The organism is Microcoleus sp. M2_D5 (assembly GCF_036701935.1).
Classification (GTDB): domain Bacteria; phylum Cyanobacteriota; class Cyanobacteriia; order Cyanobacteriales; family Microcoleaceae; genus Microcoleus.
In genome coordinates, this window is sequence record NZ_JAUBRP010000109.1 from 1 (window position 1) to 15043 (window position 15043).

Genomic DNA, 15043 nt, shown 5'->3' on the forward strand with positions numbered 1-15043 from the left:
CCGCCCGTCCACTCATGACGGGCGGGACGCCCATCCCACAATAACAATTAAAATTATAAGTTATTTAATTCGCGATCCTTAGCTTTATTTACTCTACATTTTTGAGATCGCTTACTATTTTTCTCCCATTCAGCAAATAAGTTTGCATTTGCCCTTTACCTTTAATATCGATCTCGCCACGATCTTCAAATTCATATTTATCCTGCAGTAAGTCATAAGTATAGTGGCTGATTTGAATGCGGCCTGTTATGCCGTGAGATTCCATCCGGGAAGCTGTATTTACCGCATTTCCCCACAAATCGTAAATGAATTTTTTAGTGCCGATTACCCCCGCTACCACCGGGCCGCTATTAATCCCGATGCGGAGGTCAAATTTCGCGTCTAGCTTCACATTTAATTCCTTAATTGCTGCTAGCATATCCAGCGCCATTTCGGCGATCGCCTCTGCGTGGTCTGGACGCTCAATGGGAATACCGGCTGCTACCATGTAAGCATCCCCGATCGTCTTAATTTTTTCTAAGCCGTGCTTCTGGCTCAGTTCGTCAAAAGCTGAGAAAATTTCATTCAGCAAGTACACTAATTTAGTAGCGGACATGGTGGTAGAAATTTGGGTAAAATTCACCAAGTCAGCAAAAAGAATTGTTGCTTTTTCAAACTTGTCAGCAATCAAACCCGGTTCGTGCTTCAACCGAGTGACGATCGGTTCTGGCAAAATATTTAGCAGTAAACTTTCAGTTTTTTTCTGTTCTTTCCTGAGTGCATATTCCATCTGCCTGCGCTGAGTTATGTCGTGAAAAAACACAGAAATGCCGTCGTGAGAAGGAAAAACCCGCACTTCCAACCACACTTTTAAAGGACGATAATATTTTTCAAAAGCCACCCCAATTTGTTTGGCTACAGCTTCATGATACTCTTTATAAAAATCCGAATTCGTGAATTCGGGAAACTCTTCCCAAAAATTTTTACCGTAAAGTTCTTCCGGCGATCGATTCAAAAATTGCGCTGCTTTGTAATTGACGTAAGTAAATCGCCACTGGGGATCGAAAGCAAAAAAAGCATCGCTCATTGCTTCTAAACAATTGACAATTTGCTCGTCAGTAGAGCGGAGTTTTGCTTCTACTTGTTTTTGCCTCACCTGCGCGCGCTCTAATTTAGCCAGATTAATTCGCAACTCCATTTGACTAATAATTTGCCTTCCTAAAGTCCGCAGCGCTTCTAACTGTTCTGGGGAGAGATTACGCGGAATTGTATCTATCGCGCACAAAGTGCCGATCGGATAACCGTCAGGAGTTACTAGCGGGGCTCCAGCATAAAACCGAATATTTGGATCGGAAGTTACTAGCGGATTGCCGACAAAGCGATTGTCATCTAGAGTATTGGGTACAACTAGCAATTCGTTGGGATTTAAAATAGCGTGGGCGCAAAAAGCTAACTCTCTCGGAGTTTCTGGCGCTTCCAGACCGACTTTGGATTTAAACCACTGTCGGTTAGAATCTATTAAGCTAACTAAAGCAATCGGAGTGCCGCAAATATAAGATGCTAAAGCTGTTAGATCGTCAAAAGCTGCTTCGGCTTCTGTGTCGAGAATGTTGTAGCCGTGCAGTGCTTTTAGCCTCTCTTCTTCGTTGCTGGGCAAAGGTGCAGCTTGCATCGGAGGCCGCGAGGTTATAGGTTGGCGAACAATGCGTGGAAGTATTAGTGCTACGATTTTTCTGACTTGCGAAACCAGTTTTTTAACTAATATCGAAAGATTTCTTGGCCAACCTTTATTCATTTTTATCTTTTTTCACACCTGATAAAACTGCGTATGTGCGATCGAAACTCGGCTCAACTTACGTATTTACCGCAACTAACTCCTCAATCTGCAGAGCTTTTGTGGGCAATTCGCCTGTCAATACTTCTCTACCCTCATCGATGACAACTATATCATCTTCTATGCGTATTCCGCGAACATCTGCGAATTTTTCCAACTCCTCCCACTTAACAAAATCTTTATATTTGGCGCGATTTTCTGGGTGATTTAAGATTGCCGGCACTTGATAAAATCCCGGTTCGATCGATACCAGCATTCCAGATCGCAAAACTCGATTCAGCCGCAAAAATCCCAACCCAAACCGACTGCTTCTCGTTCTTCCAGCTTCATAGCCAGCCAAATCTCCTAAATCTTCCATATCGTGAACATCCAAACCAATTAAATGTCCGATACCGTGAACAAAAAACAGCGCGTGAGCGTCCATTGCTACCAAATCTTCAACATTGCCCCGCAAAATGCCCAAATCGACCAATCCTTCCGCCATAATCCGAGCAGCTAACAGGTGAATTTCTTGATATTCCACCCCCGGACTAATTTGATCGATACAAGCATCGTGTGCTGCCAAAACCACATCATAAATCGCTCTTTGAGTCGGAGAAAACTTGCCAGAAACCGGCCAAGTGCGAGTCACATCAGCCGCCCATCCCCTTGATGTTTCTGCACCGACATCTGCTAACAGCAAATCTCCTGTTTGTAGGGGATTGTGATAATGTTCGCTGTGCAGCACTTCTCCATGCACCGTCACGATACTGGGATATGCATAGGTCATATTTTTGGAGATGATGACACTTTCCATTGCAGCGCGCACCCCTGCTTCAATTTGAGCATTTCGAGTTGCCGCCATCCCCGCTTTGTGAGCTTCTACGGTGACAGCCGCAGCTTGACGCAATTCGGCCAAACTGGCTGCATCGTGGCTCAGGCGCAGAGATATAATTGCCTGAGTTAATTCTAGGTCAATTCCGGTTGGCGATTTGGGCGGTGCCAGAGGGCGATCGAGAATTTGAGACTGTTGCAACTGAGTCCAAGAATCCTGAAGTGCGATCGTTGCTGCATTTGTAGAGCGCGATTTCAATTCGGCCATTGGGAAAGCAGCATCAGCCCCAAATAGTTCGGCAATTTCTGCTCTTTTCGGCATTTCTCCGTGCCAAAGAGTGCTGCTAGCAGGTGCGTCATCTAAGAACAATTCTAATTTGCCCGATTCTAAGCGAATGGCAGCATTTTCTAAGGGCAAACCAGCAAAATATAGAAAGTGACTGCTGGCACGAAAGGGATAAGTAAGTGCCGGATAATTGCGAGGAATGCTGCGCCCCGACCATAAAATTACCGGAAAATTAATTAAACTGGCCAGTTTTTGCCGCCGTTGGTGTAGAATATTAGTTAACAAATCATCACCTTGTGTAATTGTCATGGGTAAAAACCTATAATTTTGAGTTGGGTTTACAGTCAGCCACAAGTTTTTGCATTCTCAGCATTAAAGCCCTAAAATTCTGACGGTCAATTTGGCAGCCATTTTTGAGAAAATTCTCATCTGTCACTTATTTTTTGCTAGCATTTATAGGCTGTCTTTTTTATAGTCTTTGTCGTCATCGCCCGGATGATGTGGTTAAGCAGTAAGCCTGAGCCACAGGCAGGAAAACCGGCTGAAAGTGCTACTTTGTAGGAAATTAGCATAATTATCACAACACCCGCAATGAGTCAAATTCCTTGGTCTGGTTTTTGTTGATAGGGTGACGTGAGCGATATCCTCTATTGACTGTTTTATAATTTAGACTTTAAAGTATAAGTAAAATTCACTGAAAAAACATGAAAATTTCTCATAAAGCTCCTCAAACTTCTGTGCAAGTACGCGACTGGCCGATCGCACATTTACCGGGATTGAGCAAGGAAAACCAATCTCAACTGGAAGAGTGCAGCATCACCACAACCGGACAACTAATTCGCCTGACGAAAACGCAAGCGGCGAAAGTGTTGCTAGCCAATCAATTACAGATTAACATTCAATATGTTAATAAATGGGTAGCGATGGCAAATTTGGCTGGAATTCCAAGTGTAGGGTGTCAGTATTGCGGGCTGTTACTGCACGCCGGCGTTGCTTCTCCGGCTCAATTGGCTCAAATGCCCGTGGAGAGATTGCACCAACAAGTTTTAAGGCTGCACGTAGCGACAATGCAGCGCAATGACTTGACTCCTTCAGTCGATCGCGTGCAAAAATGGGTTCAACAAGCTAGATTAGTCAGTAGTCATTAGTCATTAGTCATTAGTTAGTAGTCATTATTATGTCAATTCAAGTTTACGGAATCCCCAACTGCGGAACCTGCAAAAAAGCTTTCCAGTGGCTCAAAGATAGCGATGTTAATTACGAGTTCATTAACACAAAAGAACAGCCGCCGACTCGCGAAACAATCCAAAGCTGGGTAGCTGCTTTAGGTTTTGAACCCATGCGAAATACTTCCGGTCAATCTTACCGCGCTTTGGGCGATGACAAGAAAAATTGGACTAGCGAACAGTGGGTAGATGCTTTTGCTAAGGATGCGATGCTGCTGAAACGTCCTCTTTTCGTTAAAGATGGAACGGCTGTTTTAGTAGGTTTCAAAGAAGACGTAATTCGAGAAAAATTGGAGCTTTAAAATGGATGAGTTTAGCCTGTTGTTCGCCGCAAAAACTTAAGTTCGCCCACATCATCCGAGAAACCCCAACGCTCGTAAAACGGCATCATGTTCGGCAAACAATTAAGATAAAAATGCTCGACAGCTTGCAGTTTGGGATGACTTAAAACTGCATCCATCAACTTCGCGCCCAGTCCCATCTTTCTGTGTGTCGGCTTGATAATCACATCAAAAATCATGGCTCTGTAGACAAAATCGGTAATGACGCGGGTAATGCCAATTAGTCGATGGCTCTCATCGACAAAACCAATGATAACATCAGTTGCCGCCAGCATTTTCACAACATCTTCCCGCGTCCGCTTGTCGCTCCAAAACTCGTTTTTGTACAAATCCATCAAGTCGGAAACCTGGCTTTCAGTCAAAGTTTCGACAATTCGGTAATTATCCATTCGATCGGTCATACTCTACTTTACCGTAATCTAGTTTAATTGCGCGATCGGCTAAATCAAAATAGCGATCGTCGTGACTAATCACAAACACCGTTTTCCCCCGCCGCTTCAACTCCGGTAGCAACTGCTTGTAAAAAATATCCCGGAAAAACGGGTCTTGATCCGAAGCCCATTCATCAAACAAATAAATCGGTCTATCTTCCAAATACGCCGTCAGCAAAGCCAGCCGTTTTCGCTGTCCCTGAGACAAAGCCGTAGTTGACAAAACTCCATCTTTCACCTGAACTTTATTTTCCAAATGAAACTCTCGCAAATATTCAGCAGCCTGCTTGTCCAAATCGCGATTAGTCATCCCCAAAAGCCTTTCAAACAGATAAAAATCCGAAAAAATCGCAGAAAAATGCTGCCTGTACCACTCTCGATTTTCATCACTAATTCGCTGACCATCTAGGAGAATTTCTCCCGATTCAGGAACGTACAAACCAGTGATTAACTTAGCTAAAGTAGACTTCCCGCTGCCATTCCCGCCAATTATAAACACCAATTGACCCGGATGAAACTTCAAATTAAGCTCGCCCAAAATAAAATTGCTGTCTTCTTTTTCTCCCGGATAGCTGTGAATTACTCGATTTAACTCCAGGGTCTCCCACTGAGCCTTGTCAGGCAGTTTAACCGTTGAATTTATCTCAGCTTGACTTGCCAAAGCCAATCCCATTCTCTCTATCTTTTCCACCGAACTATTAGCACGAAAAAGCGCCGGCAACCTTTGCAAAATATTGTTAAACGGAGACATCAAATAGGTACTTGTCAGAATGTAAGCTGACAAAACTGAAGTAGAAACCGGCACAAATTTGGGTACAACAAATAACAGCAAACCCATCAGCATAAAAAACAGCAACTGCCCAACTCCCATCGCAACTGCACCAGTATTCAAAGCAGTCACGTTATAATCGCGAGAAGCATCAGCACTCCCCTGCAATTCTTCCGTAAAAAACTCTTGGCGGCGCAAGGAATGGAGTTTGAGTTCCTTAATTCCATCAGTAATACTGCGAAAATGCTTAAACAATATATCTTGTTCTTCTCTGGCTAAATCGAAGAATTTCCGCATTTTATTGAGCAACAACTGCACCGTGCCAATCGTCAGCACCAAAAAACAAAATACAACAACAAAAACAGTACCAGAAATCGTGCTTAAATAAGTTAAGCAGCCGACAACAACGGCGATATCAACACAGAGAAAAGGAATCAAAAATATAGTATTAGAAAGCGTTCCCACATCCTCTGTGAGAGTTGCCAACAAGCGGTTAGCGCCCAACTCTTCCAAGTTCCGCAAAGGAGTAGACAAAATGCCACGACTCAAACTCAGCCGCAGATTGTAAACAGCTTCTTGAGAAAGGTAGATTAACAAAAATTGGGAGATGATTCCGGCGACGAGAGCTAAAACTGCTAATCCGGCAAAATACCAGGCTAAATTCTGATTTGAATTGTCGCTGATGGCGCGGTTGATTAGAGCAATTAACATAGCGCTGCAACCGCCGCTGATTAAGCCTGTGAGTATGGCGATGGAAACATTTAACCAAGAAGCTTTTAACAGTAACCAAATTACATTCATCGTTTACCTCTATAATAATTATTATCTGCTTTCAAGAACAGGCAAGATGCCTGTTCCACAAAGATTTAATTTTCTTGTGGAACAGGCATCTTGCCTGTTCATAAAACGCTTATTGAGAAGGTTGCAACATCTCAAAGACAACCAGCTCATAAATATCGAGCATCGACATTTGCACTTCCACTGAAGCGAAGGAAACTATTGCTGATTCTCCCTCATATTCTCGAAACAACCATTCATTCGATTCTGTTTTAATATATTGTGCAACTAAAAACTCAGATTGATTGACTAACACATATTCACAGAATTCAGGGATCGATCGATAAAACCGAAACTTATCCTCCCGATCGAAATCCTTGGTAGACTTAGAAAGCACTTCCACAATCAGCACAGGATTGAGTATTTCATCTTTCCGTCCCTCTGTGCAAACTAATTCTCCTTCAACTACCATCACATCTGGATAAGTGCCGCGTCGATACCGAGGGATCCACAACCGCAAATCGCTCATAAATGGTCTGGCATTCTTTCCCCGCAAAGCAGATTTTAAGAACGCATAAATATTACCGATTATCTGGCTGTGATTAATACTACCACCTGTCATTTGTACAATTTCTCCATCGCGGTATTCATTTCTAAACTCAGCAGTTTCCTCTAACTTCCGGTACTCATCTGGAGTATAAAACTTTGCCTTACTTTGTACTAACATTGTTGCCTCTGTACTAACTTTTATCTGCGTTAATCCGCGTAAATCTGCCTACATCTGCGGTTGAAAATCATAATTAACAGTATATCACAACAAAAAAGAAACGCCCAACTGCAAAGAGTCAGGCGTTTTCCACTATTTTAAGAATCGGAAAAATCAATCCCGGCGAGACACCAAATTCGATTCAATTTTCGCACCCACAACAGGTTGCACATGGCTCAATGCCGACTGCAACATGGGAGTTTTGGTGATAGAATCATTAGCCAAATTAAACAAAGGATTCGACAAAATTCCAGCCAATGTTGTCGCCACCAAGGTGAGTACAACGCTGACTTGCAAAGGCCGCATTCCCTGAAGGTTCCAGCGAACTTCGGGATAATTTTTCACCGCGTCTGACATTTCTTGAGGTTCTTTTACTACCATCATCTTGACAACGCGGATGTAGTAGTAAATCGAAACTACGCTGGTAATTAATCCCAGAATAACTAAGCCGTAAAGTCCTGCTTGCCAGCCGGCCCAGAACAGATAGATTTTGCCGAAAAATCCAGCTAGGGGCGGAATTCCACCGAGAGAAAGCAGGCAAATACTTAAGGCTAAAGTTAACAGCGGGTCTTTTTGGTACAAACCGGAGTATTCGCTAATTTGGTCGGTTCCAGTCCGCAGCGAGAACAGGATGATGCAGGCGAAAGCGCCCAAGTTCATAAACAAGTAAACCAACAGATAAAATATCATGCTGGAGTAACCGGCTTCTGTTCCTGCAATCAAACCCAGCATTACAAAACCGGCTTGGGCGATCGACGAATAAGCCAAAAGCCGCTTCATGCTAGTCTGGGCGAGGGCAACCACATTTCCCAACACCATGCTGAGAATGGCTAAGGCCGTGAACACGAAGTGCCACTGTTCGATAAGTGCGGGGAAAGCAGTTGTTAACAAGCGGATTGCTAGGGCAAAACCGGCTGCTTTGGAACCGACAGAAAGAAAGGCAACAACGGGTGTAGGAGAACCTTCGTAAACGTCTGGAGTCCACTGGTGGAAGGGAACTGCAGAGATTTTGAAGGCGATGCCGGCGATCGCAAAAACCAAAGCAATCACCAAACCGAGAGATTGACCTTCATTCACGGTAGAAAGGTTAGCCGCGATCGCACTTAACTGAGTTTCGCCGCCCGACAACCCGTACAGCAGCGAAATCCCGTAGAGAAACACCGCCGAAGAAGAGGCCCCAATTAACAAATATTTCAAAGCAGCTTCATTGGAACGCGGGTCGCGTTTTGTGTAACCCGTCAGCAAATAAGACGAGATACTCAGAGTTTCCAACGAAATAAAAATCATCACCAATTCATCAGCGCCGCTGAGGAACATTCCCCCCAAAGTAGCGGTTAGTAAAATGCCGATGAATTCCGCTAAAGCAGTACCAGTTTGCAGTACATAGCGAACGGATATCAAAATAGTGACAGCCGCAGTCAAAGCGATAATGCCGCGAAACACTAAACTCAAGGCATCGCTGTTAAAACCGCCTAGAAACGAGATGGTATCCGTGTTATCCCACTGCAAACACAAAGCAGCGACGGCGGCCAGCAAACCCGCAACGGCAGCGTAGGGAGTCCAACCAGAGGAACTGCGGCCTACGATTAAATCGCCGACGAGAACCACCAAGAGGGTGATGATGACAATTCCCTCTGGCAAGATAGTTCCAGCATTTAGCTGGGCGGCAAGAGTAGCAAAATCCATATTTTCAGGCAGGTTGAGTAGTACAAGCCGCAAAGGCTGTAATGGGGTGTGAACTTGTAAAAATTCTTTACCAAACACAGATTGTAGCGGATTACAGCTTCGCGATCCCAGTTGGGCGGGTGTTTGTTGCCGAAGAGTTGATACTCGGTAGCGGTTTTGCATACATTGGCGGCCATTGTAGAGATTGCTGACAATTCCCGCATCCAGGATACCCGCCACGCGATCGATCCCTCCAGAAATAAAAAACCTGTATCCGATCGAGGAACCCCCGAATTTATCTGGCGCAAGTCAATTCTTCAATTCTTCAATTCTTCAATTTTTTAATTCTTCAAATTTAAAATCTAAAATCTAAAATCGCGCAATCGATTGACTGACTCGCTAAGTGCCGAAAAACGGCAGATTCTCAATGACTTCAACAACCGCCCCGACTACGAGAATTTCACAAACAGGCTGCAACTCGGTTAGGAGCGCGAATTAAATAACTTACAATTTTAATTGTTATTGTGGGATGGGCCTGAAAGCCCGTCCACTCATGACGGGCTATAAGAGCCCATCCCACTTTCTAGAGTGGAAGTTATTTAATTCTCATTCCTTAGTAGAATTGACAAAAGTGCGATCTGGCCAGCTTGTTCTAAATATCGCCACCGGAACAGGTTTAGGGGCGATGGCGGCTGCGGAGGTTGACGGATAGAGCGGGCAAAGCAGTTGTTAAAACAAAAAGAGCGATCGAAACAGGCTTTATTTGCAGCAAATACGTCACTGTTGGCTGGCAGCCAGTACCCAAATCTATAAGATATAGCTGTTCTCAAAGCTGATAACGCAGAGCGTAAATGTCGTTAAAGGTTGGTTAGCCGATCGTTGTCTCAGTCCCCCAGTTAAGGGATGCCCAATAATAAAAATGTAGGCACACTATCTATTAACCTTCATCTATCTTGCGTTTTTTTAGGTAGCTACTTAGAAGCTGGTTTGGGAACTGCAACGGTGGTAACACGGACATTCGGATCGATGGCGTCACCTTGAGAGTAAATATAATCAAATGCCGATCGATCTTTAAGCATATGTGCCCGCAAAAACAGGGCGCTCCAACGGGCGATCGTTTCAATACCCACGGCTCGCTCTAAGGTAGCAGTATTGCGATCGGGCATCGCACCAGGGGGGTTATTAACATCGGTAATGCCGAAGTGATTTGCACCCATAACAGCAATCAAAGCTTTAGGTGGTGTTTGAATTTGGTCAAAAGTGCCTTGAGCTCGATCGGGCAGGGCGACACCATCGATAGATCCTTGAATCAACGCCACTGCAATGCCATCATTAGCGATGGCGACAAATTCATTAGCAATGGGATTCCGCAAGTTAGCTCCAAAAAATGCACCTGCTAATAGTTCTTTCGGGCGGGTAAATGGCTCTTGACACAAATACAATTCTGGGAGACATTTGTTAGCAATCACCGATAACCCCACTGCACCACCAAAAGAATGACCCAATAAACCAAGGCGCTGCGTATCGATAACAGACGCGATCGGAGATGTGGGCTTTGTATTTTCGATCGCCATTTGAGACAAAACCGCCGCAATTTGCGAAGTTTCAGACGCCAAATTAGGCGGTGAAGTGGGATTGAAGGGCGAAGGCCGCAAATGGTTCGGAACGACCACCACAAAGCCGTACCGTGCCACATGGCTAGCGTAATCTGAATAAAATGATTTATCTACAAGCGCACCTTGCAATAAAAGCAGAATGGGAAAAGAGTAATTACCAGAATTAAGATCGGATGGTTTAGGATAATAAATATCAGCTAAATCGTTATTACCCGATATAGTCGTACTGTAAAAGCTAGTCTCTTTAAATGGCGGTGTATAATCGATTGTTGTCGCAAAAACTTTGCCACCAATGACAACAAACGCAGCAATTACACAAACAATAGCTAGGGTTTTTGCGGAAAAAATATCGGGGTTTAAATTCATCATTATTTTGGGTTTGAGAGTGCGTGCATAAGCTACTAAAAAAAAGCAAGTCGGCGACCCTTGGTAATTTAACGAGCGTTACCGAAAAACGTTTCCGACTCTGTGACAAATAGTAGGGGCGGGCTCACCAACAATACCAGCCAATAATTGACAATCTCAAAAACCCGCCCCGACCGGGATATTATGGTTAATCGATCGGACATGATATGACTCCTAAATAAGCTGTTCGGCATTTAAATGAGGATAGTAGAGTGCGGAGCGCAAATAAGCGTTTCCCATGTATAGTAAGTGTTCGCGAATGACGCACCTTACCTGGATCGTTAATGGTTTAAATGCTCCACAGCTTAAACACGATTCCCGATCTTACACCCTTTTTGAATACTTGAAATTTAGTGTGGCTTACAGCCCGACAAAATCTTCTTTATAAAAACCTTTTCTATAGTGGTAAATCGGAATTTCGATGGCCAATGTCGCCCCTTGAGCCTGTCTTGAAAGACAACGGAGTTTCCCCCCGTGGTTGTCCACTACAATAGTATAGCTAATCGATAACCCCAAACCCTTCCCTGTTCCCACTGTCTTCGTTGTAAAAAATGGCTCAAATATGCGTTCTTGAATATCTTCGGTTATGCCAGGGCCATTATCAGTAATATAAATACCCACTTGAAAGTCGGAGAGTAACTTCGTGCAAATAGTAATAGTAGGGATCGAGCTGCTATCATCTACATCATTTGCCCCAGGTTTTGGGGATTGCAACGCTTCAATCGCATTAGTCAGAACATTCATAAAAACCTGATTCATTTGCCCCGCGTAACATTCTATCTTTGGCAGATTATCATACTCTTTTACCACTTTAATTATCGTTTGCTCTGCTTCATCTTTCAGCCGATGCTGCAAAATCATCAGCGTACTCTCAAGTCCTTCATGGATATCCACCGCTTTTAACTCAGCTTCATCGAGTCGAGAAAAATTCCGCAGCGAGTGCACTATTTCTTCGATTCTGTCAGCTCCTACCCTCATAGAAGCAATTAGCTTCGGCAAATCATTCCTGAGAAAAGCGAAATCGATTGCCTCCAGTTGTTCCTGGATAGCTGCTGTGGGATTGGGGAAATCTTCTGCGTAGAGTTGCACCAGCCTCAGCAAATCTTCAGTGTACTCCCTTACGGGCGAGAGGTTCCCTTTAATGAAACTAATCGGATTGTTAATTTCGTGAGCTACCCCCGCTACGACATTCCCCAAACTTGACATTTTCTCGCTTTGGATGAGTTGAGCTTGTGCATTTTGTAACTGTTGTAGAGCCAGCTCTAGTTGTTGGGATTTATTCCGCTCTTTAGCCTCAGACTCCTGCAATCGCGCATTTTGCTCGTGCAGTTTTTTTTGCAAACGCTGAATAGTTAGTTGATTTTCGACACGAGCTAAAACTTCTTCTAAATGAAATGGCTTGGTGATGTAGTCTACTCCTCCTACAGCAAATGCTTTGACTTTATCCAACACTCGATCTAGGGCGCTCAAGAAAATAACTGGAATACCCGAAGTTCTGGCATCCGCTTTTAAATGTTGGCAAACTTCGTAGCCGTTCATCTGGGGCATAGAGATGTCGAGCAAAATCAAATCTGGTGGGGTAGAACGCGCTGCTTTTAATGCCATTTCCCCGTTTATTACGCCCCTAACTTTATATCCTTTGTCCCTCAGCATAGTCGATAAAAGACGCAGGTTGTCGGGGGTATCGTCAACCACTAAAAGATTGGCAACATGAGATGCTAATGGCTGGCTGTTCATGGGATAATTTGTTCGGTTAAGTCAGTAATTTTATCAAATCGAAAGTTGTTAGCCCAATCAGCGATGGTCTCCGGGAAAGACTTATTATATTCGGGGATTGTGGCGACTAAACTTAAAATCAGGTCGGCATCAGCATCGATAGCTGCTTGATGTAACTGTATCACCCACTCAGCAGGCATTTTCGCCAAAGTTGTCCTTAAATTTTCAGTTTTTTCCTCTGCTTTTACACTCAGGTCTTGACCCTCAAGCTGAGATAATGTAAAGTTCGGTAAATCTTCATAAATATACTGTACCCCTAAATGTTCAGCCATTTTGGCAAAAATCACTTCTTCTTGAAAAGGCTTGCTCACAAAATCGTCACAGCCTGATGATAAAACAATGGCTCGCTCTTCCTCAAAAGCGCTAGCGGTCAACGCAACAATCGGGGTAGCCTCATCTTGAATCTTGGCTTTAATTTGTCTGGTCGCCTCATACCCGTCTATCACAGGCATTTGCATATCCATCCAAATTAGGTGAGGTTTCCAAGTTTCCCAGATTCTAATAGCTTCTTGACCATTTACTGCTTCGCGCACCTCCAAGCCAAGCGGTTCGAGAAGATGAACCAATAGCAAACGGCTTTCCCATTTATCATCAACCACCAAGATGCGATATGAGGGTTGGTTCGGTTGTAAACCAATTACCCGCCTTCTTGATTGTCGAGGTTGAACTTCAGCCATCTTAGGGGAGCTAATTTGGATATCAAAACTAAAAATAGTTCCTCGATTCAAGGTACTGCTGACGGTAATGTCTCCTCCCATCAGTTGTACGAATTGTCGGCTGATTGGTAAACCCAAGCCAGTTCCTTCTTGAGATTTCCGACCCGCCTCAGTTTGTACAAAAGCCTCAAATAAAGAATCTACCTCAGTAGGATCAATGCCGTGACCGGTGTCTTCCACTTCAAACCTAATAGTCCGCAGTTCGTTGTCTGTGGGGGACTTTTGTTTCGCATTAATTGCTGCAACCCGGAGCGTTACACTTCCCTTCGCAGTAAACTTGATCGCATTTCCTAACAGATTAATCAAGACTTGACGCAATTTACTTTCGTCAGTATTTACATACTGAGGAATGTTAGAATTGATGTGCCAACAGAGCTGTAAACCTTTAGAATCAGCTTTTATTTTCAGCATTTCTTCGAGAGAATAGAGCAAATAATACAGGTCAAAGCTAGTAGGATTTAAGGTAATCCGACCTGCCTCGATTTTAGACATTTCCAGCACGTCATTAATCAGTGCCAGCAAATGCTCGCCAGAACGACTAATGATGCCTAGCTGTCCCTGCTGTATGTCAGAAAGGGATGAGTCTCTGGCTAACACTTGGGTAAAGCCGAGAATTGCATTGAGGGGAGTTCGCAATTCGTGACTCATTTTAGATAAAAATTCGCTTTTAGCCTGGTTAGCCGCATCTGCAACTTCTTTGGCTTGTTGTAAGGCTGCCTCTGCTTTTTTACTTTCCGTAATATCGCTTGCTGTGCCTGTTATTCCTAAAATATTTCCCTCGCAATCCCGCACTACAAGTGAATTAAACCGGAGATTGATAAGTCTACTATCTTTAGCTAATTGTATAGTTTCATACTGAAATACGGACTCTCCATTCAGCATACGTTGGAATATCTTTTTATTTTCTGGAAGTTGTTCAGGTAGCTGAAAATCACTAAATTTTCGCCCGATCATTTCTTTAGGCAAGTAGCCAAAAATATGTTTTACAGCAGCGTTGACGAAGGTATAACGCCCTTCGATATCAAGTGACCAAATCATATCCTGCGATGTTTCAACTAAGTCACGGTATTTAGCCTCGCTTTCTTTGAGCGCTTCTTCTACCCTTTGACGCTCGGTAATGTCGTTAGTGACTAACAGAATACACGCTTCTCCACCCAGCTCAATAATATCTGCTGATACCAGCATCTTCCTCACCTCGCCTGCGGCAGTACGAAAATCAAATTCCTGATTGCGAACCAGTCCTGATTCTTGCAATTGCTGTCTGTATCTGTCACATTCTTCTAAATTAACCCAAAGATTCAACTCAATTGGTGTAAAACCAATTACCTGTTCGCGAGAGTAGCTAAAAGTGCTGAGGAAACTGTCGTTCACTTCGATGTAGCGTCCATCTGCAAATCGGGCGATCGCGATCGGGTTAGGACTGGAACGAAAGGCTTTAGAAAACTTTTCCTCAGACTTGCCCAAGGCTACTTCTGTCTGCATTCTGACAGCAATTTCCTGTTGCAGTTCTTGGGTTCTTTCTATAACCTTACGTTCCAGCGTTCGCGAGTAGTCCCCTAATCGATCGTAAAGCTGAGCATTCTCAATGGAAATAGCAATTTGGGAAGATAAAAGTTTTAACAACTCAAGCCGATCCGTAGTAA

12 protein-coding genes and 1 pseudogene are annotated in these 15043 nt (G+C 43.8%); 3 read left to right on the forward strand and 10 right to left on the reverse strand.

Annotated elements, in window-relative coordinates; translation table 11 throughout:
- Positions 1-88: 88 nt before the first annotated feature.
- Both QUA50_RS27495 and QUA50_RS27500 read right to left on the reverse strand, forming a co-directional pair.
- Complete coding sequence (locus tag QUA50_RS27495; RefSeq protein ID WP_333298952.1) at positions 89-1651, reverse strand: adenylate/guanylate cyclase domain-containing protein; 1563 nt, start codon at positions 1649-1651, stop codon at positions 89-91.
- A gap of 181 nt (positions 1652-1832) precedes the next feature.
- Positions 1833-3221: an aminopeptidase P family protein gene (locus QUA50_RS27500; protein ID WP_333268384.1), complete on the reverse strand. Its 1389-nt coding sequence runs from the start codon at positions 3219-3221 to the stop codon at positions 1833-1835.
- A 395-nt stretch (positions 3222-3616) separates the two neighbouring features.
- On the opposite strand from QUA50_RS27500, the gene QUA50_RS27505 reads away from it, so the two are divergent.
- Positions 3617-4060: a DUF4332 domain-containing protein gene (locus QUA50_RS27505; RefSeq protein WP_333053804.1), complete on the forward strand. Its 444-nt coding sequence runs from the start codon at positions 3617-3619 to the stop codon at positions 4058-4060.
- Between the two features lie 29 nt (positions 4061-4089).
- Complete coding sequence (locus QUA50_RS27510) at positions 4090-4440, forward strand: Spx/MgsR family RNA polymerase-binding regulatory protein (RefSeq protein WP_333268386.1); 351 nt, start codon at positions 4090-4092, stop codon at positions 4438-4440.
- Between the two features lie 11 nt (positions 4441-4451).
- Here QUA50_RS27510 and QUA50_RS27515 read toward each other — a convergent pair whose 3' ends face one another.
- The 4 genes from QUA50_RS27515 to QUA50_RS27530 form a co-directional block, all read right to left on the reverse strand.
- Positions 4452-4880: a GNAT family N-acetyltransferase gene (locus QUA50_RS27515; RefSeq protein ID WP_333268388.1), complete on the reverse strand. Its 429-nt coding sequence runs from the start codon at positions 4878-4880 to the stop codon at positions 4452-4454.
- A complete protein-coding gene (locus QUA50_RS27520; RefSeq protein ID WP_333268390.1) occupies positions 4861-6480 on the reverse strand; it encodes a cyclic peptide export ABC transporter in 1620 nt (539 codons plus the stop codon). The genes QUA50_RS27515 and QUA50_RS27520 overlap by 20 nt, the downstream gene beginning before the upstream one ends.
- A 109-nt stretch (positions 6481-6589) precedes the next feature.
- Entirely contained in the window at positions 6590-7183 is a 594-nt protein-coding gene (locus QUA50_RS27525) for a Uma2 family endonuclease (RefSeq protein ID WP_333268392.1), read from the reverse strand.
- 153 nt (positions 7184-7336) lie between these two features.
- The gene (locus tag QUA50_RS27530; RefSeq protein WP_333268402.1) at positions 7337-8908 is read right to left on the reverse strand and encodes an NAD(P)H-quinone oxidoreductase subunit N; all 1572 of its coding nucleotides are present in this window, start codon (positions 8906-8908) and stop codon (positions 7337-7339) included.
- 532 nt (positions 8909-9440) lie between these two features.
- On the opposite strand from QUA50_RS27530, the gene QUA50_RS27535 reads away from it, so the two are divergent.
- Positions 9441-9599, forward strand: coding sequence for a hypothetical protein (locus tag QUA50_RS27535; RefSeq protein WP_333268394.1), 159 nt, complete (start codon positions 9441-9443; stop codon positions 9597-9599).
- 43 nt (positions 9600-9642) lie between these two features.
- Here QUA50_RS27535 and QUA50_RS27540 read toward each other — a convergent pair.
- From QUA50_RS27540 to QUA50_RS27555, 4 genes and pseudogenes are all read right to left on the reverse strand, one after another.
- Positions 9643-9817 (reverse strand): annotated as a pseudogene (locus tag QUA50_RS27540) (IS701 family transposase); the annotation flags it as partial.
- A gap of 41 nt (positions 9818-9858) precedes the next feature.
- Positions 9859-10872: a poly(ethylene terephthalate) hydrolase family protein gene (locus QUA50_RS27545; RefSeq protein WP_333268396.1), complete on the reverse strand. Its 1014-nt coding sequence runs from the start codon at positions 10870-10872 to the stop codon at positions 9859-9861.
- 396 nt (positions 10873-11268) lie between these two features.
- Entirely contained in the window at positions 11269-12645 is a 1377-nt protein-coding gene (locus QUA50_RS27550) for a response regulator (protein ID WP_333268398.1), read from the reverse strand.
- Positions 12642-15043: PAS domain S-box protein (locus QUA50_RS27555; protein WP_333268400.1), on the reverse strand; the 2402-nt coding region annotated here is incomplete at its 5' end. The genes QUA50_RS27555 and QUA50_RS27550, both read right to left, overlap by 4 nt.